Source organism: Streptomyces sp. S07_1.15, from assembly GCF_020739505.1.
Taxonomy (GTDB): Bacteria; Actinomycetota; Actinomycetes; order Streptomycetales; family Streptomycetaceae; genus Streptomyces; species Streptomyces xinghaiensis.
The window spans coordinates 1,074,567-1,098,913 of sequence record NZ_JAJBZK010000001.1 but is presented as its reverse complement, the minus strand read 5'-3'; the positions used below and the strand labels follow the sequence as shown (position 1 = coordinate 1,098,913).

The following is a 24,347-nucleotide window of genomic DNA, read 5'->3' as shown; positions in this document are numbered from 1 at the left end:
CGGGCCGGCCGTACCGCCCGAGCCGCCCGGGCCCCCGTGGACGGGAGAGCCGCCGGAGCCGCCCGAGCCGCTCGGCCCGCGGACGCCCGGTCCCCACCCGCTTCCCCCCGCGCGCCCCCGTTCCCGGCCCACGGCCGCGGAGGCGGTCGCCGGCGGGCGCCGGCGGCGGCCACCGGGGGAGCACCCGGGGCACCCCGGGGACCCGGGATACCCCGGGGACCCGGGATACCAAGTCCCCTTGCCACCACCAGGGCAGTTCTCCGCGCGGCAGCACGGGCAGCCCCCGGAGACGACGCCCGGTCCGGGCGGCTCCGAGGCACCGTACGAGCGACCCGGCGGACGCGCCGGGCACCCCGATCCGCGGCCCGGACCGCCCTCCGGAGGGCCGGAGCACCAGCGGGCCCGGGAGACGCCCACCGCCTCGCGGCCCGGCGCACCCCCCGTCCCCGCCTCCGGGCTCTCCGGTCCGTGGCCCGGGCCGTCCGGCCGGCCGGACGACGACAGGGCGCCGCAGGACGGGCCCGCGCCGGACGCCCGGCCGGTGAGCCCGGGGGGCAGCGGCCGGCCGCCCGCTCCGCCGGCGGACCGGCCCGCGCGGGCCGAGGGCGGAGGCCCGCCGCCCCAGCGGCGCGATCCACCCTCCAGGCCCCAGTACGGTCCTCCGCCCGGAGACACACGGGAACGGTCGGCACCGCGAGCACCCGGCGCGGCGTGGGCGCCCCGGGAGGCACCGGCGCCGCACGAACCCCGTGTGCCCGGGGAACGTTGGCCGGGGGAACGCGGACCCGGGACAACGGAGGCGGAACGGGAGCCCACCGCTCCGCGAGAACCCCCGGCGCCACCCGGGAAGGGGCCGGAGGAGCCCCCGTACGCGGGGGCCTGGCGGTTCACCGCACCGTGCGTGGACTCCGCGGCGCCCCGGGCCCGCTCCGCGGTCCGCGATCTGCTGGTGCGCCGCGCGGTACCTGTACGCGGTGAGCTGATGGACACCGTGCTGCTGGTCGTCACCGAGCTGGTCGCCAACGCCGCACGGCACGCGGCCCTGCTGACCCCGGAGATCGGGATCGAGGTGTCCACCGGTGCGGACTGGATCAGAGTGGCCGTCGAGGACGATCACCCCTACCGTCCGGCGGCCCTGGACGCCGGACGGCTCGACACGGGCGGCCGCGGGCTGCTGCTCGTCACGGCGCTCACCCGTGAAGCGGGCGGCGTCTGGGCCGTCGACCGGACCGCGAGCGGCGGCAAGGCGGTGTGGGTCAGGCTGCCGCTCCCCGGCGGCCCCGGAGGGGAGGGGCACGGTGCGCCCGGCGGGTGAGCGGCGCCTCCGGCCCGCTCCCTCCGCGGAGCCCGCCGGCCACCGCCCCCGGGCGGTCCCGGGGGCGGCGGGAGGGCCCTGCCGGCGGTCCTACCAGCCGGCCGACGGCCCGGTCAGCTCGCGGACGGCCGGGCGCACGGTGTCGAGAACGGTCGGGAACCAGGCCGAGAACGTCCGCTCCCGGTGCAGCCGTTCCAGTTCGGCCGCGGTGACAAAAGCCGTCTCGCCGACCTCCTCCGGGTCCGGCCGCGGCTCGTCCTGGACCAGGCCGACGAAGAGATGGTTGAACTCCTGCTCCACCAGACCCGAGGCGGGGTCCGGATGGTTGTAGCGGACCGTGCCCGCCGCGCACAGCAGCGACGGGGAGACGCCCAGCTCCTCGGCGGTGCGCCGGGCGGCCGCCGCGAAGGGCGCCTCGCCGGGATACGGGTGTCCGCAGCAGGTGTTGGACCACACACCGGGGGAGTGGTACTTGCCCAGCGCCCGCTGCTGGATGAGCAGCCGCCCCGCGGAGTCGAAGAGGAAGACCGAGAAGGCCCGGTGCAGCCGGCCGGGCGGCAGATGCGCGGAGAGCTTCTCCGCGGTGCCGGTGGTCACGCCGCTCTCGTCGACCAGTTCGAGCATGATCGGTTCAGCGGTGCCCCCCGGCACCGGTCCCGCTTCCCCGGCGGGGTGCTGGGAGCGGGTCTCAGCCGTCGTGGCTGGTGTGGTCGGCATGGCCATCCTTCGGTTCGGCTACGACGAACCAGTCTGCCGTACGGACCGGCCGGCCCGCTTCGCCGGGTATCCGGAGGTACACCCGAATGATGCCCAAAAGGGCCACTTGCCACCTCTTGACGGGGTATCCCGGCGCGTGCCGGTCCCGCCCCGGGCGGACGGAACGGAGGAGAGGCGGACGGGACGCGGAGAAGACGCGGGAACCGGGCGCGGCGGCCTCAGTGGCACAGACCCGCCTCGTGCTCCGCGTGCCCGCCCGGCTCCAGCTGGAAGGTGCAGTGCTCCACGTCGAAGTGCCGGTCCAGGCAGCCCTGCAGCTCGTGCAGGAGCTTCTCGTAGCCCAGCGCGTCCAGCACCTCCGGGCTGACCACCACATGCGCCGACAGCACCGGCAGCCCCGAGGTGATCGTCCACACATGCAGGTCGTGCACGTCCTCCACGCCCGGCTGGGCGAGCATGTGCTCCCGCACCGAGGCCATGTCCACATGGCGCGGTGCCGCCTCCAGCAGCACGTCCACCGCCTCCCGCAGCAGCTTCCACGCGCGCGGCACCACCATGAGGCCGATCACGAGCGAGGCCACCGCGTCCGCCCGCTGCCACCCCGTGACGGTGATCACCAGGGCCGAGACGATCACCGCGACGGAGCCCAGGGTGTCCGCCAGCACCTCCAGGAAGGCCCCCCGGACGTTGAGGCTCTCGCGCTGTCCGCGCATCAGCACCAGCAGCGAGATGACGTTCGCCACCAGTCCGATCCCGCCGAACACGGCGGCGAGCCCGCCCTCCACCCCGGTGGGCCGGAACAGCCGCTCCACGCCCTCGTACAACACGAAGCCGCCGACGCCGAACAGCAGCAGGCAGTTGGCGAGCGCGGCGAGGATCTCGGCGCGCGCGTAGCCGAAGGTGCGCTGCTCGCTCGCCGGGCGGTTGGCGAAGCGGATGGCCAGCAGCGCCATGGCGAGCCCGACGACGTCCGTGGCCATGTGCCCGGCGTCCGCCAGCAGGGCGAGGGAGCCGGTGATCAGCCCGCCCGCCAGCTGGGCGAACAGCACGGTCAGGGTCAGCCCGAGGGCGATGCGCAGCCGGCCCCGGTGCGCCGCCGCGGCGGTGCCCGTACGGGCCGGCGAGGCACCGCCGGCCGGCCCGTGGCCGTGTCCTGCCCCCATCGAACCGCCCTCCGTCCGCGCGCCGGCGGCCGTCCCCGCCGTACCGTCCGGCCAGTGAACTACGGGCCGGGGGTATCCGCAAACAAGGCGCCGAACACCGTTGTCATCGTCTCCGGCCTGCGCGTTCGCGCCCGCGGCTCCGGCGGCCCGGGAGGCTTCGTATGACCGGGATGGCCGGGATGGCCGGAAGTGCCTGCCCCCCTCCGGCCACGGGTAAACGGCCGATGAACGGCGGCTTCCGCCGATCGGATAGCCTCTGCCGACGTGCCACCCACGGTGAGAAGCCGGGTGGAGCCTGCCCGCGGCCCCCGTGTGCCGCGCCCCGGTCATGCCAGCTGCCAAGGAGTGAGTTCGTCTGTCGACCGCCATCCTCACCGGTCCGCCGGTCGCCGGGGAGCACCTGCCGAGTGACCTCCGCGCGCTGGGCTTCACCGTGGTCACGGCGGCGGACGACGGCGACCTGGCCGCCCGGGTCGGCGCCGTCCCCGCCGGGGAACGCGTGGCCGTGGTGGACACCCGCCTCGTCGCCCACCGGCACGCGCTGCGGCTGGCGCTGACCGACCCCCGCTTCCCGGCCGCCGCGGTCCCCGGCGCCGTCACGGCACAGCCCGCCGCCCGCGCGGCCCTGCTGCGCGCCCTCGCCGCGCCCCCGGCCGGGCCCGCCGCGCCCTCCGCCGGGGAGGGCGCCGTCCCCCGGGCGACGGCCGGTTCCGTCCCCGACGCGGCCGCCGCCGCCCTCGCCGCCGCCGGGGAACAGGTCCACCGGCCCGAACTCGGCGTGCTGACCGCCACCGTGCCCGAAGGCCCCGGGGAACGCGAGCAGGCGCTCGCCGCCCTCGCGGAGACCGACGACGAGCAGGTGCGGCTGCGCACCGCCGTGAAGGCCCGCGACGGCTTCTTCACCACCTTCTTCGTCAGCCCCTACTCCCGCTATCTCGCCCGCTGGTGCGCGCGCCGCGGCCTCACGCCGAACCAGGTCACCACCGCCTCGCTGGTCACCGCGCTGATCGCCGCCGGCTGCGCCGCGACGGGCAGCCGCCCCGGCTTCGCCGCCGCCGGGCTGCTGCTCCTCTTCTCCTTCGTCCTCGACTGCACCGACGGCCAGCTCGCCCGCTACTCGCTCCAGTACTCCACGCTCGGCGCCTGGCTCGACGCCACCTTCGACCGGGCCAAGGAGTACGCCTTCTACGCGGGCCTGGCGCTCGGCGCGGCCCGGGGCGGTGACGACGTCTGGGCCCTCGCCCTGGCCGCGATGATCCTGCAGACCGTGCGGCACGTCGTCGACTTCGCCTTCAACGAGGCGGACCACGACGCACCCGGCAACACCAGCCCCGCCGCCGCGTTCTCCGGCAGGCTCGACAGCGTCGGCTGGACCGTCTGGGCCCGCCGCATGATCGTGCTGCCAATCGGGGAGCGCTGGGCGCTGATCGCCGTCCTGACGGCGCTCACCACCCCCCGCACCGTCTTCACCGTCCTGCTCGTCGGCTGCGCGCTCGCCGCCTGCTACACCACCGCCGGACGGCTGCTGCGCTCCCTCGCCCGCCGCGGCCCCCGCACCGTCCGCGCCGGGCGGGCGCTGGCCGACCTCGCCGACTCCGGACCGCTCGCCGAGGCCGCCGCCCGCGCCCTGCGGGCCCCGGCCCGCACGCTGCCCGCCCTCCTCGGCGCGCCCGCCGCGGCCCTGCTCGCCACGGCGCTGATCCTGCTCACGGCCTCGCTCACCCCGTCCGGCGCCCCCTGGCCGGCCGTCGCGGCGCTCGGCTACGCGGCCCTGTCCGGCCTCGCCACCGCCCGGCCGCTCACCGGCCCCCTCGACTGGCTCGTCCCCCCGCTCTTCCGCACGGCCGAGTACGGCACCATCCTGGTGCTGGCGGCCCGCGCGGAGACGGACGGCGCCCTGCCCGCGGCGTTCGGGCTGGTGGCGGCCGCGGCCTATCATCATTACGACACGGTGTACCGCATCCGCGGCGGCACCGGCGCCCCGCCGGCCTGGCTGGTACGGGCGGTCGGGGGACAGGAAGGACGGGTCCTCGCGGTCACGGCCGCCGCCGCCCTCCTCCCCGCCACAGGTTTCACCATCGCCCTGACCGCCCTGGCCGCGGTCATCGCGCTCGCGGTGCTCATCGAGAGCATCCGCTTCTGGGTCTCCTCCGGAGCACCCGCCGTACACGACGAAACAGGAGAACCCGCATGATCGGCCTCGTGCTGGCAGCCGGCGCCGGACGGCGTCTGCGCCCCTACACCGACACCCTGCCCAAGGCTCTGGTGCCGGTGGGCCCCGCGGACAACCCCGAGGCCACCACCGTCCTCGACATCGCCCTGGGCAACTTCGCCGAGGTCGGCCTGACCGAGGTCGCCATCGTCGTCGGCTACCGCAAGGAGGCCGTGTACGAGCGCCGGGAGGCCCTGGAGAAGAAGTACGGCCTCAAGATCACCCTGATCGACAACGACAAGGCCGAGGAGTGGAACAACGCCTACTCCCTCTGGTGCGCCCGTGACGTCCTCGCCCAGGGCGTGATCCTCGCCAACGGCGACACCGTGCACCCCGTCTCCGTCGAGAAGACCCTGCTCGCCGCCCGCGGACAGGGGCAGAAGATCATCCTCGCCCTCGACACGGTGAAGTCCCTCGCCGACGAGGAGATGAAGGTCATCACGGACCCCGGGAAGGGCGTCCGGCGCATCACCAAGCTCATGGAGCCGGCCGAGGCCACCGGCGAGTACATCGGCGTCACGCTGATCGAGGCCGAGGCCGCCGCCGAGCTGGCCGACGCGCTGAAGACCACCTTCGAGAAGGACCCCGACCTCTACTACGAGGACGGCTACCAGGAGCTGGTCAACCGCGGCTTCACCATCGACGTCGCCCCGATCGGCGATGTCCGGTGGGTCGAGATCGACAACCACGACGACCTCGCCCGTGGACGGGAGATCGCGTGCCGGTACTGACCCGTCTCATTCCGTCCCCGGTCGTCGTCGACATCAGCGCCGGCGCACTGGACGACCTGGCGGGCCTCCTCGTCGACCAGCGGATCTCCGCCTCCGGCAAGCTGGCCATCGCGATCAGCGGCGGCTCCGGGGCGGCGCTGCGCGAGCGGTTCGCGCCGGCGCTGCCGGGAGCGGCCTGGTTCGAGGTCGGCGGCGGCACCCTCGACGAGGCGATCAAGCTGGCCGACGCCATGAAGTCCGGCCACTACGACGCGGTCGTCGGCATGGGCGGCGGCAAGATCATCGACTGTGCGAAGTTCGCCGCGGCGCGGATCGGCCTCCCGCTGGTCGCCGTCGCGACGAACCTCTCGCACGACGGTCTCTGCTCGCCGGTCGCCACCCTCGACAACGACGCGGGCCGCGGCTCCTACGGGGTGCCCAACCCCATCGCGATCGTCATCGACCTCGATGTGATCCGCGAGGCCCCGATCCGCTTCGTCCGCTCCGGCGTCGGCGACGTCATCTCCAACATCTCCGCCGTCGCCGACTGGGAGCTGTCCCACCGGGAGACCGGCGAGCAGATCGACGGCCTGGCCGCCGCCATGGCCCGGCAGTCCGGCGAGGCGGTACTGCGCCACCCCGGCGGCTGCGGGGACGACGACTTCCTCACCGTGCTCGCCGAGGGCCTGGTCATGACCGGCATCTCCATGTCGGTCGCCGGCGACAGCCGGCCGGCCTCCGGCGCCTGCCACGAGATCAACCACGCGCTCGACCTGCTCTACCCCAAGCGCGCCGCCGCCCACGGCGAGCAGTGCGGGCTCGGTGCCGCCTTCGCGATGCATCTGCGCGGCGCCCGCGAGCAGTCCGCGCACATGGTCGAGGTGCTGCGGCGGCACGGTCTGCCGGTGCTCCCCGGCGAGATCGGCTTCACCGACGAGGAGTTCGTCAAGGCCGTGGAGTTCGCGCCCAAGACCCGCCCCGGGCGCTACACGATCCTGGAGCACCGGAACCTCTCCACCGACCAGATCAGGGACGCTTACGCCGACTATGCCAAAGCCATCAGTAGCTGAACTCCGCCCGGTCGTTCACCCCCCGGGCGTGAAGGACCGGCGGAGCGGCGAGCACTGGGCCGGCCGGCTCTACATGCGCGAACTCTCGCTGCGCGTGGACCGGCACCTGGTGAACACGCGGGTCACACCCAACCAGCTGACCTACGTGATGACCGTCTTCGGCGTCCTCGCCGCCCCGGCCCTGCTGGTCCCGGGGATCACCGGTGCCGTGCTCGGCGTGCTGGCGGTCCAGCTCTACCTGCTGCTGGACTGCGTCGACGGCGAGGTGGCCCGCTGGAAGAAGCAGTTCTCCCTCGGCGGGGTCTACCTCGACCGGGTCGGCGCCTATCTGTGCGACGCCGCCGTGCTCGTCGGGTTCGGGCTGCGCGCCGCCGACCTGTGGGGCGAGGGGCGCATCGACTGGCTGTGGGCGTTCCTCGGCACCCTGGCCGCCCTCGGCGCCGTCCTGATCAAGGCCGAGACGGACCTCGTCGGCGTCGCCCGCCACCAGGGCGGGCTGCCGCCCGTCAAGGAGGCGGCGTCCGAGCCGCGCTCGTCCGGGATGGCGCTGGCCCGCCGGGCGGCCGCGGCGCTCAAGTTCCACCGGCTCGTGCTCGGCGTCGAGGCGTCCCTGCTGATCCTGGCGCTGGCGGTCCTCGATGCGGTCCGGGACGACCTGTTCTTCTCCCGGCTCGGCGTCGCGGTCCTGGCCGGCATCGCGATGCTGCAGACGCTGCTCCACCTCGTGTCCGTCCTGGCCTCCAGCAGGCTGAAGTGAGCGCCCCCGCGATGAGGCTCGGGGCGGTGGTCCTCACCATGGGCAACCGCCCCGAGGAGCTGCGCGCGCTGCTCGACTCGGTCGCCAAGCAGGACGGCGACCCGATCGAGGTCGTGGTCGTGGGCAACGGCTCGCCACTGCCCGAGCTGACGGTGCCCGACCTGACCGTCAGGACCATCGAACTGCCCGAGAACGTCGGCATCCCGGCCGGGCGCAACGTCGGCATCGAGGCCTTCGGGCCCGGCGGCCGCGACGTCGACGTCCTGCTCTTCCTCGACGACGACGGCCTGCTGCCGAACACCGACACCGCCGAACTCTGCCGGCGGGCCTTCGCCGCCGACCCGGAGCTGGGCATCGTCAGCTTCCGGATCGCCGACCCCGACACCGGGGTCACCCAGCGCCGCCACGTCCCCCGGCTGCGCGCCTCCGACCCGATGCGCTCCTCCCGGGTGACCACCTTCCTGGGCGGCGCCAACGCGGTCCGCACGGCCGTCTTCCAGCAGGTCGGCGGACTGCCGGACGACTTCTTCTACGCCCACGAGGAGACCGACCTAGCCTGGCGGGCCCTGGACGCGGGGTGGATGATCGACTACCGGTCCGACCTGGTGCTCTTCCACCCCACCACGGCGCCCAGCCGGCACGCGGTCTACCACCGCATGGTGGCCCGCAACCGGGTCTGGCTGGCCCGCCGCAACCTCCCGCTGCCGCTCGTACCGCTGTACCTGGGGGTGTGGCTGCTGCTCACCCTGGTGCGCCGCCCGTCCGGCCCGGCCCTGCGCGCCTGGTTCGGGGGCTTCGCCGAGGGCTGGCGGTCACCCTGCGGACCGCGCCGTCCCATGAAGTGGCGTACGGTATGGCGCCTGACCCGACTGGGCCGGCCTCCCATCATCTGACAAGCTCTACCCCTGAGAGCATCGGACGTATCCCGGGGACCGGGCCGAGCCGGGGCCGGCCCCACATGGCTGCGTTGTTCCTTCTGGCTGCGTATCTAGAGAGCGAAAGTTTCCACTTGTGAGTGAGACGACATCGCACAAAGGTGCGGTCGCGGTGAGCGCCCCGCCTTCCCCCGACGACGGCCTGTCCCCGGCCGAGCTCGCCGCGAAGTACGGACTGACGGTGAGCGGGGCCCGGCCCTCTCTGCTGCAGTACGTCCGGCAGCTGTGGGGGCGGCGCCACTTCATCCTCGCCTTCTCGCAGGCCAAGCTGACCGCCCAGTACAGCCAGGCGAAGCTGGGCCAGATCTGGCAGGTGGCGACACCGCTGCTGAACGCGGGTGTGTACTTCCTGATCTTCGGGCTGTTGCTGGGTGCGCGGGGCGACATGGAGCGCGACGTCTACGTCCCGTTCCTCGTGACCGGGGTCTTCGTCTTCACCTTCACCCAGAGCTCGGTGATGGCGGGCGTGCGATCGATCTCCGGGAACCTGGGCTTGGTGCGGGCGCTGCACTTCCCCCGGGCCTCACTCCCGATCTCCTTCTCGCTCCAGCAGCTCCAGCAGCTGATGTTCTCCATGATCGTCCTGGTGCTCGTGCTGGCCGCCTTCGGGCACTTCCCGAGGATGTCGTGGCTGCTGGTGCTGCCCGCGCTGCTGCTGCAGTTCGTCTTCAACTCCGGGCTGGCGATGGTCATGGCCAGGCTGGGCGCCAAGACCCCAGATCTCGCCCAGCTGATGCCCTTCGTCACCCGGACCTGGATGTACGCGTCAGGCGTGATGTTCCCGCTGGACTACATGCTGTCCAAAGCCGAGGCTCCCGGTTGGCTGGCCGAGGTCATGCTCGCCAACCCCGCCGCCGTCTATATGGACCTGATGCGGTTCGCGCTGATCGACGGCTACGGCAACAAGTACCTGCCCGACCACGTCTGGGCTCTCGCCCTCGGCTGGGCGCTGGTCGCCGGCATCGGCGGGTTCATCTACTTCTGGAAGGCTGAGGAGCGTTACGGCCGTGGCTGAGCAGCAGAGCGAAACCCACGCCGGTGGCGCCCCCGCACCGCGCGTCCCCACCGTCATCGCCGACGAGCTCCACATCGTCTACCGGGTCAACGGCGGCCCGCGCGGCAAGGGCAGCGCCACCGCCGCCCTCAACCGGCTGATCCGCCGCAAGGCCCCGGCCGGGATGCGGGAGGTGCACGCGGTGAAGGGCGTCTCCTTCACCGCCTACCGCGGCGAGGCCATCGGCCTGATCGGCTCCAACGGCTCCGGCAAGTCCACCCTGCTGAAGGCCGTGGCCGGGCTGCTGCCCGCCGAGCGCGGCAAGGTCTACACCGACGGCCAGCCCTCCCTGCTGGGCGTCAACGCGGCCCTGATGAACGACCTCACCGGTGAGCGGAACGTCATACTCGGCGGCCTGGCGATGGGCATGTCCCGGGAGCAGATCCGCACGCGCTACCAGGGCATCGTCGACTTCTCCGGGATCAACGAGAAGGGCGACTTCATAACTCTGCCGATGCGCACGTACTCCTCCGGCATGGCGGCCCGGCTGCGCTTCTCCATCGCCGCGGCCAAGGACCATGACGTCCTGATGATCGACGAGGCTCTGGCCACCGGTGACCGGAAGTTCCAGAAGCGCTCGGAGGCGCGTATCCGCGAGCTGCGCAAGGAGGCCGGCACGGTCTTCCTGGTCAGCCACAACAACAAGTCCATCCGGGACACCTGCGAGCGGGTGCTGTGGCTGGAGCGCGGCGAGCTCGTCATGGACGGGCCGACCGACGAGGTGATCAAGGCGTACGAGAAGGAGTCCGGGAAGTAGCCCGGACACCGCGCACGCGCGCCACGGAGCCCCCGCCGGTCGGTTCACCGTCCCGGCGGGGGCTCCGCCGTGTCAGCCCGTCCGCACCCCCGTGAGCGGACGGGACTCCCCGGCGGCCCCGGGCCCGGGCGGCGCCTCCCCCTCCGTCAGCCCGATCCGCCGGTGCAGCCGGCGCAGCGGCGCGGGCGCGTACCAGGCCGACCGGCCCAGCAGCCGCATGGCGGCCGGTACCAGGACGCCCCGTACGGCGATGGCGTCGATGAGGATGGCGAGCCCGGTGCCGAGTCCGAACATCTGGATGAAGCTGACGTCACCGGTGCCGAAGGCGAAGAAGCTCACCGCCAGCAGGCCGGCGGCCATGGACACGATCCGCCCGGTGCGGGCCAGCCCGCCGGTGACGGCGGCGGCCGGGGCAGCCTCCGGGTCCGCGTCCCGCAGTTCCTTGATGCGGCTGACGAGGAAGACCTCGTAGTCCATGGAGAGGCCGAAGGCGACGCAGAACAGCAGGACGGTCATCGAGGTGTCGGTGGGCTGCGGAGTGAAGCCCAGCAGACCCGCCAGATGGCCGTCCTGGAAGATCCACACCATGGCGCCCAGGGCCGCCCCGAGGCTGAGCGCGTTGAGCAGCAGGGCCCGCAGCGGCTGGACGACGCTGCCGGTGAAGAGGAACAGCAGGACGAAGGTGGTGACGGCGATCAGTCCGGCGGCGGCCGGGAGCCGGGAGCCGATCGCGTGCTTGGCGTCCACGAGCCGTGCGTCCTCGCCGCCGACCAGCGCCTCCGCTCCCGCGGGTGAATCCACCGCCCGCACGGCCCGGACCAGGTCCTGGGCGTCGTCCGACCGGGGTTCCAGGGCGTGGACGACGGTGAGCTGCTGGACGCCGGGCCGGCCGAGCGCCGGGTTCCCCGGCCCGGCGGCGGCCGCGTCCGCGCCGGCGCCGGTCCCGGCGTAGGAGCCGCCGGCGGTGGTGACCCGGGTGACGCCGTCCAGCGCGGCCACCCCCCGTGCGTAGCCGGTGAGTTCCCGCCGCGGTACGGCTCCGTCCAGGACGATCCGCAGCGCCTCCCGGTCACCGGCCGGGAAGTCCCGGTCCAGCGCTGCCGCGACCCGGCGGCTCTGGGCGTCCTCGGGCAGCACCCGCTCGTCGGGGGTGCCGAAGGTGACCCCGAGGAGCGGGGCGGCCGAGACCAGCAGCAGGGCGAGCACCGGCAGCGCGGTGAGCGCGGGGCGGCGCATCACCACGGCCGCGAGCCGGCCCCAGACGGCGGAGTGCGCGCCGCCGCCCCGTGCCCACGGGAAGCGGCTGCGGGCCACCCGGTGGCCCAGCACGGCGAGCAGCGCGGGGACGACGAAGAGCGCCGCGACGGCCGCGATGGCCACCACGCCGATGCCCGCGTAGGCGAAGGAGCGCAGGAAGTACGGCGGGAAGAGCAGCAGGGCGGCGAGCGCGGCGATCACGGTGGCCGCGGAGAAGGCGATGGTGCGGCCCGCGGTCCGCACGGTGCGGTGCAGCGCCTCGGGGATCTCGGCGCCGGCGGCGAGCTGCTCCCGGAACCGGCTGACCAGCAGCAGCGCGTAGTCGATGCCCAGCCCGAGGCCGAGGGCCGTGGTGATGTTCACGGCGAAGACCGAGACCTCGGTGACGCTGCCCAGGACGAAGAGTTCGGCGAAGGTGCCGAAGATCGCTATCACCCCGATGACCAGCGGCAGCAGGGCGGCCACCAGGCTGCCGAAGGCGAGGACGAGCAGCACGAGCGTCACGGGCACGGCGACGGCTTCGGCCAGGGCGAGGTCCCGGGACACCTGCCCGGAGATGTCGTGGCCGACGGCCTCCCGCCCGCCGGCCTCCACGGAGACCGGGCCCCGGTCCCCGGTGTAGCGCTCGACGAGTTCCGCGGTGCGCTCGCCGGCCTCGGAGTCGTCCCCCTCGACCCGGGCGGCGACCAGCGCCTGGTCGCCGGTGCGGGAGACGAGCGCCGAACCCTCCCCGTCCCAGGCGGACACGACGCCCGAGACCCCCGGTTCCTTCCGCAGCGCGGCGGCGAGGTCCCGGCCCGCGCGCTCGGCGGCGGGTGCGGTGATGCGGCCGCCGTCCGCCCGCACGAGCAGCAGCAGGCCGGGCTCTCCGCCGAACTCCTCGTCGATCAGGACCTGGGCGCGGCTCGACGGCGAGGCCGGATCGTCGAAGCCGCCGCTGAGCAGCTTGCCGAAGGCGCCGAAGCCCAGCGCCGCCATGGCGACCACCGCCACCGCGGTCACGGTCAGGACGAGCCTGGCCCGGTGCAGGGCCAACTCGGCGATGCGGTCGAACACGGGAATCCCCCTCTGATGTTTACGGCAGTAACATGCAAGGTGGCAGAGGATGTTACTGCTGTCAACATGGGGCAGGATGAACGCATGACGAAAGGCAGCGGCGGCAAGACCGGTTACCACCACGGCGATCTGCGGAACGCGCTGATCGGCGCCGCCGTCGAACTCGCCGTCGAAGGCGGTCCCGAACGGGTCGTCCTCCGCGAGGCCGCCCGCCGCGTCGGGGTCTCGCCCACCGCCGCCTACCGGCACTTCTCCGGCCACGGCGACCTGCTCTGGCAGGTGAAGGCCCGCGGCCAGCAGGCGCTGGCGGCCTTCATGCTGGAAGCGGTGCGCGAGGTGCCGCCGTTCCCCGACCCGGGCGAGGAGGCCGAGCGCCGGCTGGCCGCCATCGGCCGCGGCTACGTCCGCTTCGCCGTCGAGAACCCCGGCCTCTACCGCACGGCCTTTCGGCGCATCCCGGCCGACGCTCCGGGGGCCGACGGCGTTCGGGCGGCCTTCACGGGGTCCGCGCCGCCCGGTGACGAGCCCCGGTACAGCGCCTTCCGGGTGCTCACCGACACGCTCGACGCGGCCGTCGCCGCCGGGCGGATGGCCCCGGCGGCCCGCCCGGGCGCGGAGATCGCGGCCTGGTCCGCCGTGCACGGCCTGGCCCAGCTGCTCCTCGACGGGCCGCTGTCCGGGCTCCCGGCCGGGCAGTGGGAAGCCCTCACCGACCGCACCGTGCGCATGGTCGTGGCCGGCCTCTTCGGCTGACGTCCGGACGGGTGGAGGGCCCGGCGGTCCGGCGGATCCGGCGGTCCGGCGCCCCCCCGCTCCGCCGGACCCGACCCGCCTCTCGCGCCCAGGGCGAAACACCCCGCGCCACCACCGGCCACGGTGCGCCGGCCGGGCCCGCATCGCCTGAGGGGTGTCCCGTAATCCCCGGTGGGCGCGCGACGCCGGCTACGGCACTCCCCCAGCCTCCGGCCGGGGTGCCCCCACGCCGCGTTGTCGGAACGTCCGCATACATCCAGTATGCGGACGCTCCTCCGCCTTGCGATGCACCGCATCCGACGCCGCGCGCTGCTCCACCGCGGATTACAGGACACCCCTTAGGCTGGGCCGCGCCGATTCACGGGCAAGTCCTCCCAAACGCCGCGGCATCGGCCCGCGCGTACGGCGCCGGGGCGCGTCCCACGAGCGGCGTGTCCGAAATCGTATGTTCTGGGTGGACGGTGTAGAACAGGGGATGTGACGGCCATGGCTACGGGAACCCCTCAGCTCCGGGACGCCGCCGTCCCGCGGCGCACACCGCCGCATGCCGCCCGCGGCGCCGTGTGCCGGGCACCGGGCGGGCCCCGGTGACCGCCGGCACGGAACCGCACCCCGGGGCCGTGCTGGAGAAGGCCGCGCACGAGAACTTCCCCGTCGCCCCGTTCTTCCTGCCCCGCCTCTGGCGCGCCGACCTCATGGCCGTCTACGGCTACGCGCGCCTCGTCGACGACATCGGCGACGGCGACCTCGCCCCCGGCGGCACGGACGCCGCCCTGCTCGGCGCCGGCCCGCACGCCGGCGGCGACCGGCTCGCCCTGCTCGACGCCGTCGAGACCGACCTCCGCCGCGTCTTCACCCCCGGCGGCAGCCCGCGCCACCCCCTGCTCCGCGCCCTCACCCCGGCCGTGCGCCGCCACCGGCTCACCCCCGGGCCGTTCCTCGACCTCATCGCCGCCAACCGCCGGGACCAGCACGTGCGCCGCTGCCCCCGCTACGAGGACCTGCTGGCCTACTGCGAGCTCTCCGCCAACCCCGTCGGCCGGCTCGTCCTCGCCGTCACCGGCACGACCAGCCCCGAACGCGTCCGCCGCTCCGACGCCGTCTGCACCGCCCTGCAGATCACCGAGCACCTCCAGGACGTCGCCGAGGACCTCGCCCGCGGCCGCGTCTACCTCCCCGCCGAGGACATGGAGCGCTTCGGCGTCCGGGAGGACGATCTGCGCCGCCCCACCGGCAACGCGCGGGTGCGCGCCCTCGTCCGCCACGAGGCCGACCGCGCCCGCGCCCTGCTGGACGAGGGCGCACCGCTCGTGGGGAGCGTCTCCGGACGGCTCAAGCTGCTGCTCGCCGGCTTCGTGGCGGGCGGCAGGGCGGCGCTGGCCGCCATCGCCGCCGCCGGCCACGACGTCCTGCCCGGACCGCCCAGGCCCACCCGAACCGCCCTTCTGCGCGCGGCGGCCGCCACACTGCGAAGAGAGGGGTGAGCCGGACCGTGACCCCGTCCGCCTCCGCATCCGCACCCGCGTCCGCCTCCGTACCGGCGCCGGTGCTCGCCGCCTACCGCTACTGCGAGACCGTCACCGGGCACCAGGCCCGCAACTTCGCCTACGGCATCCGCCTGCTGCCGCCCGGCAAACGGCAGGCCATGTCGGCGCTGTACGCCTTCTCCCGCCGCGTCGACGACATCGGCGACGGCGATCTCCCCGCGTCCGCCAAGCTCGCCCGCCTGGACGACACCCGCGCCCTCCTCGCACGGGTGCGCGACGGCGGTGTCCGCACCGACGACACCGACCCCGTCGCCGTCGCCCTCGCCCACGCCGCCGAGCGCTTCCCGATCCCCCTGGCCGCGCTCGACGAACTCATCGACGGCGTCCTGATGGACGTGCACGGGGAGACCTACGACACCTGGGACGACCTCCGGACGTACTGCCGCCGGGTCGCCGGAACGATCGGCCGGCTGTCCCTCGGCGTATTCGGGGTCACGAGCCCCCACGGCCACAGCGCCCGCGAGACCGAACGCGCCCCCGAGTACGCCGACACCCTCGGCCTCGCCCTCCAGCTCACCAACATCCTCCGGGACGTCCGCGAGGACGCCGCCCACGGCCGCCTCTACCTCCCCGCCGACGACCTCGCCAAGTTCGGCTGCACCGCCGGCTTCCACACCCCCGTGCCGCCGGCCGGCGCCGACTTCACCGGCCTCGTCCACTACCAGGCGCGGCGCGCCCGCGCCCTGTTCACCGAGGGCTTCCGGCTGCTGCCGCTCCTCGACCGGCGCAGCGGCGCCTGCGTCGCCGCCATGGCCGGCATCTACCGGCGGCTGCTGGACCGCATCGCCCGCGACCCCGAGGCCGTCCTGCACGGCCGGGTCTCCCTGCCCGCACCCGAGAAGGCGTACGTCGCCGTGCGCGGCCTCTCCGGCCTGGACGCCCGGCACATCACCCGCCGCACCGCCCGCCACCGCGCCGGCCGGGCCGGAGGACGCGCCTGATGCGCCCGCCGGTCCCCGAACCGTCCCCGCCCCCGCCCGGCCCCGCCGCGCCAGCCGCCGGCCCCGGCCCGTACCGGGCCGCGGGGCGCACCGCCGTCGTCGTCGGCGGCGGCATCGCCGGCACGGCCGCCGCCCTCGCCCTCGCCGACGCCGGTGTCCGCGTCACCCTCACCGAGGCCCGGCCGCGCCTCGGCGGACTCGCCTTCTCCTTCCGCCGCTCCTCCCCGGCCGGGGACCTCACCGCCGACAACGGCCAGCACGTCCACCTGCGCTGCTGCACCGCCTACCGCGCGCTCCTGGAGCGCGTCGGGGCCGCCGGCCTGGCGCCCGTCCAGCCCCGCCTCGACGTGCCCGTCCTCGACGCCGCCCGGAACCGGGCCGGACGGCTGCGCCGCTCCGCGCTGCCCGTACCGCTGCACCTCGCCGGCTCCCTCGCCCGCTATCCGCACCTCTCCCCGGCCGAACGCGCCGCGGCCGCCCGGGCCGCGCTCGCCCTGCGCCGCCTCGACCCCGCCGACCCGGCGCTCGACGGCACCGACTTCGGCGGCTGGCTCCGCCGGCAGGGCCAGTCACCCCGCGCGGTGGAGGCGCTGTGGGACCTCATCGGCGTCGCCACCCTCAACGCCCCCGCCGACCGGGCGTCCCTGGCCCTGGCCGCCATGGTCTTCCGCACCGGGCTGCTCTCCGCACCGGGCGCGGCGGACATCGGCCGGGCCCGGGTGCCGCTCGGCGAACTCCACGACACCCGCACCCGCCGGGCCCTGGAGGGCGCCGGCGTGCGCGTCCTGCTCCGCACCCGCGCCCGCGCGCTGCACCACCGGGACGCCGGCTCCGGCGGCTGGCGGGTCGCCGTCACCGCCCCCGGCGGCCCGGAGACGCTGCGCGCCGACACCGTCGTCCTCGCCGTGCCGCAGGACGAGGCGCACCGGCTGCTGCCCGACGGCGCCCTGGACGATCCCGGGCGGCTGCTGGACATCGGGACCGCGCCGATCCTCAACGTCCATGTCGTCTACGATCGCAGGGTGCTGCGCCGCCCCTTCCTCGCCGCGCTGGGCAGCCCCGTCCAATGGGTCTTCGACCGGACGGAGCCCTCCGGGCTCACCGGCGGCGCCCAGTACCTCGCCCTGTCGCAGTCGGCCGCCGGAGACATCATCGACCTGCCCGTCGCGGAGCTCCGCCGCCGCTTCCTGCCCGAGCTGGAGCGGCTGCTGCCCGGCGCCCGGAACGCCCGGGTCGCCGACTTCTTCGTCACCCGCGAGCGCGCCGCCACCTTCGACCCCGCCCCCGGCACCGGACGGCTCCGCCCGCCCGCCCGCACCCGCGCCCCCGGACTCCAGCTCGCGGGGGCGTGGACCGCCACCGGGTGGCCCGCCACGATGGAGGGCGCGGCCCGCAGCGGCGCCACCGCCGCCGCGGCGGCCCTGCGCCACCTCCGCACCGTCCGCACCCACCCGGACCCGCCCCCGGGCCCCGGCCGGGTGGACCCCCAGCAGGAGGCTGCCTGATGCCGACACCACGCCACGGGGCGGAGCACCGGCACCGCGCGGCAGCCCGTACCGCCGCCCGGCTCCCGGGACCGTCCGGGGCGGCCGGCACCGCGGCCGTCACCGCCCCACCCGCCCCGTCCCCGGGGCGCACGCCGCGGGCACGCACCCAGGAAGGCAGGGCCGCATGACCGGCACGTCCCACGCCGCGACCCCCCGGCCCGCGCACCCCGCGCACCCCGCGCACCCCGCGCACCCCGCGCACCCCGCGCACCCCGCGCACCCCGTGCCGGCCCCGGGGGCGCGGCCCCCGGAGACAGAGCAGGCAGACGCGCGGCCCGGCACCCACGGCCGCAGAGGAACCGAAGGAGAGACAGTGAATACGGCGCAACCCGCCATCGACACCGCGGATGTCGCCGCGCTGCTGCTGCGCGGACGGACGCTCGCCACGCCGGTGCTGCGGGCCGCCGTGGCCCGGCTCGCACCGCCCATGGACACCGTCGCCGCCTACCACTTCGGCTGGATCGACGCCGAGGGCCGCCCCGCCGAGGGCGACGGCGGCAAGGCGGTCCGCCCCGCGCTCGCGCTGCTCTCCGCGGAGGCGGCGGGGGCGGCCGCGGAGACCGGCGTCCCGGGCGCCGTCGCCGTCGAGCTGGTGCACAACTTCTCCCTGCTCCACGACGACCTCATGGACGGCGACGAGCAGCGCCGCCACCGCGACACCGTCTGGAAGGTGCACGGCCCCGCCCTCGCCGTCCTCGTCGGTGACGCCCTCTTCGCCCTGGCCGGGGAGATCCTGCTGGAGATGGGCACGCCCGAGGCGGCCCGCGCCGCGAGACGGCTGACCACCGCGACCCGCAAGCTCATCGACGGCCAGGCCCAGGACATCTCCTACGAGCACCGGGAGCGCGTCACCGTCGAGGAGTGCCTGCGCATGGAGGGCAACAAGACCGGCGCCCTGCTCGCCTGCGCCACCTCCATCGGCGCCGTCCTCGGCGGCGCCGACGACCACCTCGCCGACAGCCTGGAGTCCTACGGCCACCACCTCGGTCTCGCCTTCCAGGCGGTCGACGACCTGCTCGGCATCTGGGGCGACCCGGAGGCGACCGGCAAGCAGACCTGGAGCGACCTGCGGCAGCGGAAGAAGTCCCTGCCGGTCGTCGCCGCCCTCGCCGCCGGCGGAGCCGCCTCGGACCGGCTCGCCGCCATCCTCGCCGTCGACGCCAAGAGCGACCGCACCGAGGACTTCGACGAGACGGAGTTCGCCGAGCGCGCCGCGCTCATCGAGGAGGCCGGCGGCCGCACCTGGACCTCGCAGGAGGCGCAGCGGCAGCACACCGCCGCGATCGGCGCGCTGGACCGGGTCGACCTGGATCCGCACGTCCGCGAACAGCTCGTGGCCCTCGCGGACTTCGTGGTCGTGCGGCGGAAATGACCGGGCACGCACCGTGCGGGACGACCGCTCCGCCGGCCGGTGGAGCGGCCGTCCGCGGAGAGCACCGCCGGCACATATAGACCGCTGTCACCGGCCGCCGCCGCACGCCCTCCCGGGCGGCGCGCGGCGGCCGGTGCGCACCCCAGCACAGCAGAGCGCGTTCACTGCACGAAGGGGAAGCCATGACAGCGACGACCGACGGCAGCTCGGGCCCACGGCCCCCCGCCCTCCCGGCCGGCGGCCCTCCCGGCCCGCTCCCGGCGCCGCCCACCGCGCCCGACGGGCCGTCCGCCGGCCCGCACCGGGACTCCGGAACCCCGGACCCGGGCCCTCCCGCCCCCGGGCCCCAAGACACCCCCGCGGCCGCCGAGCGCGCCGCCGCGCGGGCGGTGCGGAACCTGCTCGGCCGGCAGCACGACGAGGGCTGGTGGAAGGGCGACCTGGAGACCAACGTCACCATGGACGCCGAGGACCTGCTGCTCCGCGAGTTCCTCGGCATCGGCGACCGGCGGACCACCGAGGCCGCGGCCCGTTTCATCCGCTCCCGCCGGCGCCCGGACGGCACCTGGGCCACCTTCCACGGCGGTCCCGGCGACCTCTCCGCCACCATCGAGGCCTACGTCGCCCTCCGGCTCGCCGGCGACGCCCCCGCGGACCCGCACATGGCCGCCGCCTCCGCCTGGGTGCGCGAGCACGGCGGCATCGCCGCCTCCCGCGTCTTCACCCGGATCTGGCTCGCCCTCTTCGGCTGGTGGCCCTGGGAACAGCTGCCCGAACTGCCGCCCGAGATGATCTACCTGCCGAAGTGGTTCCCGCTCAACATCTACGACTTCGGCTGCTGGGCCCGGCAGACCATCGTGCCGCTCACCGTCGTGTCCGCCCTGCGCCCGGTGCGCCCCGCCCCCTTCCCCCTCGGCGAACTCCACCCGGACCCGGCCGCGCCGCGCCGCGCCGCCGCCACCGCCACCGGCTGGGACCGCGTCTTCCGGCGCCTGGACCGCCTCCTGCACGCCTACCGCCGGGTGGCGCCGCCCCCGCTGCGGCGCGCGGCGCTGCGGGCCTGCGCCCGCTGGATCGTCGAACGCCAGGAGAACGACGGCTGCTGGGGCGGCATCCAGCCCCCCGCCGTCTACTCGGTCATCGCCCTCCACCTGCTCGGCTACGACCTCGACCACCCCGTGCTGCGCGCCGGACTCGACTCGCTCGACCGGTTCGCCGTCTGGCAGGACGCGCCCGGCCCCGGCGGCGGCCCCAGCCGCATGGTCGAGGCCTGCCAGTCCCCGGTCTGGGACACCTGCCTCGCCACCATCGCCCTCACCGACGCCGGGCTGCCCGCCGGACACCCCGCACTCGTCAGGGCCGCCGACTGGATGCTCGGCGAGCAGGTGCTGCGCCCCGGCGACTGGTCGGTCCGCCGGCCCGGACTGCCCCCGGGCGGATGGGCGTTCGAGTTCCACAACGACAACTACCCGGACACCGACGACACCGCCGAGGTCGTCCTCGCCCTCCGCCGCACCGCCCACCCCGACCCCGAGCGGGTCGACCGGGCCGTCCGCCGCGCCGTCCGCTGGACCCTCGGCATGCAGTCCGCGGACGGCGCCTGGGGCGCGTTCGACGCCGACAACACCAGCGCCTTCCCCAACCGGCTGCCGTTCTGCGACTTCGGCGAGGTCATCGACCCGCCGTCCGCCGACGTCACCGCGCACGTCGTCGAGATGCTCGCCGCCGAGGGACTGGCCGCCGACCCGCGCGTCCGGCGCGCCGTGGCCTGGCTGCTCGCCGAACAGGAGCCCAGCGGCGCCTGGTTCGGCCGCTGGGGCGTCAACCACCTCTACGGCACCGGCTCCGCCGTCCCCGCCCTCGTCGCGGCCGGTGTCCCCGCGGAGCACCCCGCGATCCGCCGCGCCGTCGACTGGCTCACCAGCGTCCAGAACGAGGACGGCGGCTGGGGCGAGGACCTGCGCTCCTACCCGGACCCCGAGTGGATCGCCCGCGGCGAGTCCACCGCCTCCCAGACCGGCTGGGCCCTCCTCGCCCTGCTCTCCGCCGGCGAGGAGGACGGGAAGGCCGTCGAACGCGGCATCGGCTGGCTCGCCCGCACCCAGCGCGAGGACGGCTCCTGGGACGAACCCCAGTTCACCGGCACCGGCTTCCCCTGGGACTTCTCCATCAACTACCACCTCTACCGGCTGGTGTTCCCGCTCACCGCCCTCGGCCGGTACCTGACCGCCGTGGGGCGGCCGCCCCGGACCGGCCCGCGGGACGCCTGATGGCCGCGGACGGCGGGCCCGGGGCGCTGCTGATCGCCTGCGCGCTCTCCATCGAACGGCTCGCCCTGCGCGGCGGCGACCGGACCGGCGCACCCGGCGCCCTGACCGTCCTGCGCACCGGCATGGGACCCCGGTCCGCCGAACGCGCCGTGCTGCGCGGCCTGCGCCGGGCCGACCCGTACGCGGCCGGCACGCCCGTCCTCGCCACCGGCTTCTGCGCGGCGCTCGCCCCGGGGATGCGCCCCGGCGACCTGGTCGTCGCCGCCGAGACCCGCGACCGGAAGGGCCGCGTGCCCTGCGCGGGCACCGCCGCGCTGGCCGGCGCCCTGGCCCGGCTCACCCGCGCCCGGTCCGGCACCGCCGTCCACACCGGACCGCTCGCCGGCACCGACCACCTCGTACGGGGCGCCGAGCGCGCCCGCCTGCACACGACCGGAGCGATCGCCGCCGACATGGAATCCGCCGCCGTCCTCCGCACCGCGCTCGCCGCGGGGCCGCGCCCCGTTGCCGCCGTACGGGTGGTCGTGGACACCCCGGAGCGCGAACTGGCCCGGGGCGGCACGGTCCTCGGTGGAATATCGGCCTTCCGCGTCCTGCGGACCGTCCTGCCGGCTTTCTACGAATGGCACCGTTCCCTGCCGCTCCCCAGGAGGTGAGCCAGATGGCCATGCCGCTCCGCCAATCCATCCGGGTCGGAACCTATCTCTTCGCCCAGAAGCTCCGCCGCCGGGAGAAGTTCCCGCTGATCGTCGAGCTGGAACCGCTCTTCGCCTGCAACCTCAAGTGCGAGGGCTGCGGGAAGATCCAGCACCCGGCCGGGGTGCTCCGACAGCGGATGCCCGTCGCCCAGGCCGTCGGCGCGGTCCTGGAGTCGGGCGCGCCCATGGTGTCCGTCGCGGGCGGCGAACCGCTGATGCACCCGCAGATCGACGAGATCGTGCGGCAGCTCACCGCACGCAGGAAGTACGTCTTCCTCTGCACCAACGCCGTGCTGCTGCGCAAGAACATCGAGAAATTCGAACCCTCGCGCTACTTCGCCTTCGCGGTGCACATCGACGGGCTGCGCGAGCGGCACGACGCCTCCGTCGCCAAGGAGGGTGTGTTCGACGAGGCCGTCGAGGCGATCAAGGAGGCCAAGCGGCGCGGCTTCCGGGTCACCACCAACTCGACCTTCTTCAACACGGACACCCCGCAGACCATCATCGAAGTCCTCGACTACCTCAACGACGAGCTGCTGGTGGACGAGATGATGATCTCGCCCGCCTATGCCTACGAGAAGGCCCCCGACCAGGAGCACTTCCTCGGCGTCGCCCAGACCCGCGAGCTGTTCGCCAAGGCCTTCGCGGGCGGTAACCGGCGCCGGTGGCGGCTCAACCACAGCCCGCTCTTCCTCGACTTCCTGGAAGGCCGGGTGGACTTCCCCTGCACCGCCTGGGCCATCCCCAACTACTCCCTCTTCGGCTGGCAGCGGCCCTGCTACCTGATGAGCGACGGCTACGTCCCCACCTACCGGGAGCTGATCGAGGAGACCGACTGGGAAGCCTACGGGCGGGGCCGCGACCCGCGCTGCGCCAACTGCATGGCGCACTGCGGCTACGAACCGACCGCCGTCCTCGCCACCCTCGGCTCGCTGCGGCAGTCACTGCGCGCGCTGCGCGAGACGGCCGGCTGAGACCGGGCCGGAGGGAGGCGGCGGGGGCCGCGGGGCGGTCCTGCCGGTGCGGACGGTCCTGCTCGTCCGCACCGGCCGGCCGTGCGGAACGTCCGGTCGCGCGGAACGTCCGGTCGCGCGGAACGTCCGGCCGATCCGGCCGGTGAGCCCGCCGGCCGGCTCAGCCGTCGAGCATCCGGGCCCGCAGCCGCTCGCGCCGGTCGGGCCCGAAGCCCAGCCCCCGGGTGAGGTAGGCGTCGACCGTTCCCCACTCCTCCTCGATCGTCGTGAACGCGGCGGCCAGGTACTCGCGCCGGGCGTCGAAGAGCGGGCTCAGGAGATCCTCGACCTCCGGCGTCAGGGCGGCGGGGGAGTTGTCCGAGCGGCGGAAGCGGTAGCGGCGGTGCGGGGCGGCGCTCGCGAGGTAGTCCTCCTCGATGGCGTCCCGCTCGACGCCCAGGGCGAGCAGGGTCACCGCGACCGACAGGCCTGCCCGGTCCTTGCCCGCCGCGCAGTGCATCAGCGCGGGCACGCTGTCCTCGGCGAGCGCGTGCAGCACCCGGCTGTGCTCGGTGGTGCGGGTCTTCATGATGACCCGGTAGGTGCTCGACATCCGCAGGGCGGCCTTGCCGTCGCCCAGCGCGGCACGGAGCTGCGCCAGGTCGCCGTCCCGCACCATCCGCCAGAATTCCGCGCCGTCGGCGGGGTCGGTCAGCGGGATGTTCACATGGCGCACGCCGTCCAGCGTGATGTCGTGGCCGTCGAGGGCCACATCGGCGTCATTGCGGAAGTCGAAGACCGTGTGGAGCCCGAGGGAGGAGAGGAACGCCGCGTCCTCGGCGGTGGCCTTCGCCAGATGCCCGCTGCGGTAGAGCACCCCGCGCCGGACCGTCCGGCCGTCGCCGGTCGGCAGGCCGCCCACGTCGCGGAAGTTCCGCACACCCGAGAGCCGGGGCTCGGTCTGCTCGGCCTGGGGGACCTGAGGCGTCTGCGTCACGGGCGCTCCTCGGTGTCGGCCGCCGGCCCTCTCGCCGACGAGGCGGTGCTCCTGATGCTGTTGACCCTACGATATGGATTACCCGGGCAACCGGTTCCCCCATGCTGCCGGACCTCCGCCGGACCGCGCTCCACCTGGCCCGATCCGGCCCGCACCGGCCCGCGCTGTGGAACGCGTCACGGAAAGCGGACCTCAAGACGGACGGGAGGGCGCGGGGCAGACGGGCCGGCGCGGGGCAGGCAGACCGGGGCGGGGCGACCCGGCGG

At 74.9% G+C, this 24,347-nt stretch carries 20 protein-coding genes; 16 read left to right on the top strand and 4 right to left on the bottom strand.

Features of this window, described 5'->3' with window-relative positions; genetic code table 11:
- Nucleotides 1-901: 901 nt before the first annotated feature.
- Nucleotides 902-1,315 carry an ATP-binding protein gene (locus LIX60_RS04765; RefSeq protein WP_308101091.1) on the top strand — a complete coding sequence of 138 codons (414 nt, stop codon included), beginning with the start codon at nt 902-904 and terminating at the stop codon, nt 1,313-1,315.
- Nucleotides 1,316-1,405: 90 nt separating this feature from the next.
- On the opposite strand, the gene idi is transcribed toward LIX60_RS04765, so the two are convergent.
- Together idi and LIX60_RS04755 are read right to left on the bottom strand one after the other, a co-directional pair.
- A complete protein-coding gene (idi, locus tag LIX60_RS04760) occupies nt 1,406-2,032 on the bottom strand; it encodes an isopentenyl-diphosphate Delta-isomerase (protein WP_043465176.1) in 627 nt (208 codons plus the stop codon).
- A gap of 218 nt (nt 2,033-2,250) precedes the next feature.
- Complete coding sequence (locus LIX60_RS04755; protein WP_227957336.1) at nt 2,251-3,195, bottom strand: cation diffusion facilitator family transporter; 945 nt, start codon at nt 3,193-3,195, stop codon at nt 2,251-2,253.
- Nucleotides 3,196-3,550: 355 nt separating this feature from the next.
- Between LIX60_RS04755 and LIX60_RS04750 the strand changes: the two genes are divergently transcribed.
- The 7 genes from LIX60_RS04750 (at nt 3,551) to LIX60_RS04720 (ending at nt 10,690) form a co-directional block, all read left to right on the top strand.
- Nucleotides 3,551-5,389 carry a DUF5941 domain-containing protein gene (locus LIX60_RS04750; protein ID WP_227962619.1) on the top strand — a complete coding sequence of 613 codons (1,839 nt, stop codon included), beginning with the start codon at nt 3,551-3,553 and terminating at the stop codon, nt 5,387-5,389.
- Nucleotides 5,386-6,138: a sugar phosphate nucleotidyltransferase gene (locus tag LIX60_RS04745; RefSeq protein WP_227957335.1), complete on the top strand. Its 753-nt coding sequence runs from the start codon at nt 5,386-5,388 to the stop codon at nt 6,136-6,138. The genes LIX60_RS04750 and LIX60_RS04745 overlap by 4 nt, the downstream gene beginning before the upstream one ends.
- Nucleotides 6,126-7,187: an iron-containing alcohol dehydrogenase family protein gene (locus LIX60_RS04740; RefSeq protein WP_019710766.1), complete on the top strand. Its 1,062-nt coding sequence runs from the start codon at nt 6,126-6,128 to the stop codon at nt 7,185-7,187. The genes LIX60_RS04745 and LIX60_RS04740 overlap by 13 nt, the downstream gene beginning before the upstream one ends.
- Complete coding sequence (locus tag LIX60_RS04735) at nt 7,165-7,944, top strand: CDP-alcohol phosphatidyltransferase family protein (protein ID WP_050931028.1); 780 nt, start codon at nt 7,165-7,167, stop codon at nt 7,942-7,944. Before LIX60_RS04740 ends, LIX60_RS04735 begins: the two co-directional genes overlap by 23 nt.
- An 11-nt stretch (nt 7,945-7,955) precedes the next feature.
- Nucleotides 7,956-8,837, top strand: coding sequence for a glycosyltransferase family 2 protein (locus tag LIX60_RS04730; RefSeq protein WP_227957334.1), 882 nt, complete (start codon nt 7,956-7,958; stop codon nt 8,835-8,837).
- Nucleotides 8,838-8,955: 118 nt separating this feature from the next.
- On the top strand, nt 8,956-9,894 hold the full coding sequence (locus LIX60_RS04725) for an ABC transporter permease (protein ID WP_227957333.1): 939 nt from the start codon (nt 8,956-8,958) through the stop codon (nt 9,892-9,894).
- Complete coding sequence (locus LIX60_RS04720; RefSeq protein ID WP_227957332.1) at nt 9,887-10,690, top strand: ABC transporter ATP-binding protein; 804 nt, start codon at nt 9,887-9,889, stop codon at nt 10,688-10,690. The genes LIX60_RS04725 and LIX60_RS04720 overlap by 8 nt, the downstream gene beginning before the upstream one ends.
- Nucleotides 10,691-10,762: 72 nt before the next feature.
- Here the strand turns inward: LIX60_RS04720 and LIX60_RS04715 are convergent, their stop codons facing one another.
- The gene (locus LIX60_RS04715) at nt 10,763-13,003 is read right to left on the bottom strand and encodes an MMPL family transporter (protein ID WP_227957331.1); all 2,241 of its coding nucleotides are present in this window, start codon (nt 13,001-13,003) and stop codon (nt 10,763-10,765) included.
- Between the two features lie 84 nt (nt 13,004-13,087).
- On the opposite strand from LIX60_RS04715, the gene LIX60_RS04710 reads away from it, so the two are divergent.
- The 8 genes from LIX60_RS04710 (at nt 13,088) to hpnH (ending at nt 23,105) form a co-directional block, all read left to right on the top strand.
- Nucleotides 13,088-13,756 carry a TetR/AcrR family transcriptional regulator gene (locus LIX60_RS04710; protein WP_227957330.1) on the top strand — a complete coding sequence of 223 codons (669 nt, stop codon included), beginning with the start codon at nt 13,088-13,090 and terminating at the stop codon, nt 13,754-13,756.
- A gap of 587 nt (nt 13,757-14,343) precedes the next feature.
- Nucleotides 14,344-15,240 (top strand): squalene synthase HpnC, encoded by an 897-nt coding sequence (gene hpnC / locus LIX60_RS04705; protein WP_227957329.1) that lies wholly within the window; start codon nt 14,344-14,346, stop codon nt 15,238-15,240.
- A complete protein-coding gene (hpnD, locus tag LIX60_RS04700) occupies nt 15,237-16,244 on the top strand; it encodes a presqualene diphosphate synthase HpnD (RefSeq protein WP_374117794.1) in 1,008 nt (335 codons plus the stop codon). The genes hpnC and hpnD overlap by 4 nt, the downstream gene beginning before the upstream one ends.
- On the top strand, nt 16,244-17,749 hold the full coding sequence (gene hpnE, locus LIX60_RS04695) for a hydroxysqualene dehydroxylase HpnE (RefSeq protein ID WP_227957328.1): 1,506 nt from the start codon (nt 16,244-16,246) through the stop codon (nt 17,747-17,749). The genes hpnD and hpnE overlap by 1 nt, the downstream gene beginning before the upstream one ends.
- A gap of 355 nt (nt 17,750-18,104) precedes the next feature.
- The gene (locus tag LIX60_RS04690) at nt 18,105-19,163 is read left to right on the top strand and encodes a polyprenyl synthetase family protein (RefSeq protein ID WP_227957327.1); all 1,059 of its coding nucleotides are present in this window, start codon (nt 18,105-18,107) and stop codon (nt 19,161-19,163) included.
- Nucleotides 19,164-19,345: 182 nt separating this feature from the next.
- A complete protein-coding gene (shc, locus tag LIX60_RS04685; protein WP_227957326.1) occupies nt 19,346-21,433 on the top strand; it encodes a squalene--hopene cyclase in 2,088 nt (695 codons plus the stop codon).
- Nucleotides 21,433-22,089 (top strand): 1-hydroxy-2-methyl-2-butenyl 4-diphosphate reductase, encoded by a 657-nt coding sequence (locus LIX60_RS04680; protein WP_227957325.1) that lies wholly within the window; start codon nt 21,433-21,435, stop codon nt 22,087-22,089. The genes shc and LIX60_RS04680 overlap by 1 nt, the downstream gene beginning before the upstream one ends.
- A 5-nt stretch (nt 22,090-22,094) precedes the next feature.
- The gene (hpnH, locus tag LIX60_RS04675) at nt 22,095-23,105 is read left to right on the top strand and encodes an adenosyl-hopene transferase HpnH (protein WP_227957324.1); all 1,011 of its coding nucleotides are present in this window, start codon (nt 22,095-22,097) and stop codon (nt 23,103-23,105) included.
- Nucleotides 23,106-23,265: 160 nt separating this feature from the next.
- Here hpnH and LIX60_RS04670 read toward each other — a convergent pair whose 3' ends face one another.
- The gene (locus tag LIX60_RS04670) at nt 23,266-24,081 is read right to left on the bottom strand and encodes a tyrosine-protein phosphatase (protein ID WP_227957323.1); all 816 of its coding nucleotides are present in this window, start codon (nt 24,079-24,081) and stop codon (nt 23,266-23,268) included.
- Nucleotides 24,082-24,347: the final 266 nt, after the last annotated feature.